Source organism: Shewanella sp. 10N.286.51.B2, assembly GCF_041469265.1.
Lineage (GTDB): Bacteria > Pseudomonadota > Gammaproteobacteria > Enterobacterales > Shewanellaceae > Shewanella.
The window spans coordinates 1-3,227 of the sequence record NZ_JBFRKH010000097.1 but is presented as its reverse complement, the minus strand read 5'-3'; the positions used below and the strand labels follow the sequence as shown (position 1 = coordinate 3,227).

Genomic DNA, 3,227 nt, shown 5'->3' with positions numbered 1-3,227 from the left:
AAGGGAGGGTTACACTTGGCTTTTCAGCGTCATCGACTGAAAAGAGCGAACCAGATGAAAACCGATAGCGCATAACGGGGTAACTCGGGATGTGATTAAGCAGAAGTCAGCAGACGGCATAGTAGCCGAACGCCCATCGTAATGGTTGGGACATGGTGAAGGCCTGAACCTAAAGATCAGTGAGGAGCCTGTGCAACTCAATATTTCATGCCCGACCGGGTTTAGGAGTGTTGGCGTTGATAATACAGAAGCCAGCATTGGGATATGTCGGAGCTAATCGGCCAACCTGTTCTGAAAGTCTTTGGGAACCGCCCTGTGCGGAGCCGCATGCAGGGTGGTGTGGGGGCTGGAGGCTAGATACCTCCGGCTACCCGATTAGATGATTTTAATCAATTGCCAAAATTTTATCACTTAGCGTATTTGAAGCAGATAGTGCTCCAGATAAACCTTTATGTAACATGGCAATTCTATCTCTACGCTCCACGACCTTTCTCAAATTTTCGCTAGAAACGATCAGTGGGATAACAATATCATCAAGTACTTTTGTTAAAGGGAGAACAGAAAGGTCTGCACTTGATGTGTACTCATCAAATTTTGGTTGGAGGATAAATTCTAAGAACTTTAAATATTCCTCCTCTTCTTTGTTATTTTTAATACCTAATATTTTCTTTGCATCAGACTTAATGTATAAAAGCATTGAATTAGTATTTGTGGCGTAGTTTCCACATTTGTGGAACCTCATTTTCCCTGCTTGACCTCTTGTTACAACTTGTATGCATGGTTTTTTTACAAGTTTGTGAATTTTTATTGTGGAAGGCGCGTAACCATAAAATCCATCTAGTGAACCGGATAGAACAGTTACTTTATCTTTATCAAGGTGTTGACTTATTTTATATATCCCTTCTTCAGACAAAGAGTCATTTCTACTAACATGACTCAATATTTCTGATAAAACTATAGTTTTATTAGTATCAAATAGTTTATCTGTGTTGTCTTTTTTGGTCGATTTCTTAAACTCTTTTAGTGTTCCTAAAATTTCGTCATACTCAAGGTCAATGTCTTTAATTGTGACATATTTAGGTGAATAAGGTCTGAGGTAGTATTCTGGTAATAATTTAATATGCTTATCGGATATAATTTTTTTTACTGAAATAAAACCACCTTTCACTAATGTCTTTTCAACACCTTTTTCGTCTACCCAAGAAGTTCCCCCTGAATTGATATCATCGAACTTCATCCATCTAGACTCAAGAGCACCTAACTCTTCTTCACCTGATTTGTTAATCCAGCCTGATATCTCATCATGAATCCACGATAAATCAGTGTTTCTTAACTTTGTATGAAATCGCTTGTCCGAATTTGCTAGGCCGTCATTGTCAATTATATACATCCAAACATCGGACTTCTGTGGCTTAGTAATTTTATTGCTTCTTTTAGTTAGGAATAATGCATATGTTTTTTCTTTTGTATACGGTGCAAAGGCGAACTTAGGCAATGAAAGAACCGCATCCAAGTTACATTTTTCAAGTATTTCCTTACGGAATTTTGAAAAAGATGGATTTTCTAAAACGCCATCAGGAATAATGACACAGGACTTTCCTCCTACTTTCATTAAGTTTATTATTTTGCAGAGAAAAGCGATCTCAGTTCTAACTGTTGAAATTGCAGAAGTTTCAGCCTGTATATTACCTACGCCATAAGGAGGATTGGTTACGATGTAATCGAATTGACTTCCTTCAAAATCATATGTAAGGCTGTTTTTACTGACCATATGAGTATGGCCATCACCAACCAAGAACATATTTATTTTTGTTCTTGAAATATTTTCCTCCCTTACATCTACACCATAGAAACAATTTTCACTCAAAAACTTAAGGGATTCTTTCGTTAATGTATCCGTTTCGGTATAGTTACTTTTTATTACGCTAAAAGCTTCTGTTAAAAAACCGCCAGTACCACAAGCCAAGTCAAGCACTGTAAATTTCTTATCTTTATCGAAATGCTGTTCACCTGCGAGCAAAAGCTTGGTAAAAATATGTGTGTAGTGTCGCCTAGTAAAATACTCACCAAAGTCCTTTTTCTCTTTATTGGATGCAAACATCTCATACACCGCTCCAAATAAGTCAAACCCGCATCCATGCAAAGGACTCATGGAATCGATAATTTCATATATTTCCTTCAAGTTTGCCGGAGATATTAATTCTTCCTTTCCCGGTCTACCTGATATTGAAATACGGACAGCTTCCATAAGCTCAATAAATGTTGAAAATGTTGTTTCTTTTTCAAGCCTTATTATATATTGAGTTAGGTTAGCAGAAATTATTTCTGATTTTTGTCCCTTACAATCACTCCAGTAAATCTTTGTACTATCATGATTCCCATCGAGCCGTTCTTTCTCTTCGAAAAACTCTAATGCTATCATACCGATAGTGAAGTCTATTTTCTGGGTGTTATCTTTAAAACCAATTCCTCGATATACTGTTGCTAACTCCCATAATTTCTTATTAAAGACGGCTTCTGAAATTGCAGAAATAGTATCTGCGTTTGTCGTTATTTTATGAAGACCATTATCTTTATCAAGTTTTGCCTTTATAAGACGTAAAATATCTATCGTTTGAAAATCTCTTAATGAATTCCCGTTAAGTAAAATTTCCTTCCCATTTTTGGAGTTGTAAAATCTTGAAGTCTTCAGGTTAGAGACAATGAAATAACCAATTTTCAATTTCTTTGATTTTTCTTTACCTTGTTTAATTGCATCTTTCCAATCTTTGTCATCAACACTGCAGTTATCTTTAATCTCAGCATACGCAACAATATTCTCTATATATTGTTTCTCATTTCCACCATCATATGGAAAGTCTGAAATAATTAAATCTGGCCTTTTTAAGCCTGTATATTCAGAAAAGGCAGTGTCATTGACTATATTCTTTAGAGGGATATCGAGCTGTTGAACAAGAACTTCATTAATTAATCTTGTAACAGTTAAAGCTTCTTGTTTTTTGTTTGATTTTGCCATTTTACAGTTGATTCCTAATACTAAATTTTATGATGACCATTTTCATCTAACAGCTTATTCAATAGCAGCACAATAATGTTCCAGGCTGCTCAATTCAAACTTCAAAGGTACCACCGCTAAGTCCTTGTTGTAAATTGAATATTTTCGCGAATATGTAAGTATTGCTCAAAATACTGCCGGAAAAAGAATGCGTCTTTGTTTACGAGGTCTA

The 3,227-nt window shown here is 35.8% G+C and carries 1 protein-coding gene; it reads right to left on the bottom strand.

Features of this window, described 5'->3' with window-relative positions:
- Window positions 1-385: 385 nt before the first annotated feature.
- Window positions 386-3,016: a class I SAM-dependent DNA methyltransferase gene (locus tag AB4140_RS19310; protein WP_372002250.1), complete on the bottom strand. Its 2,631-nt coding sequence runs from the start codon at window positions 3,014-3,016 to the stop codon at window positions 386-388.
- Between the last annotated feature and the right edge of the window lie 211 nt (window positions 3,017-3,227).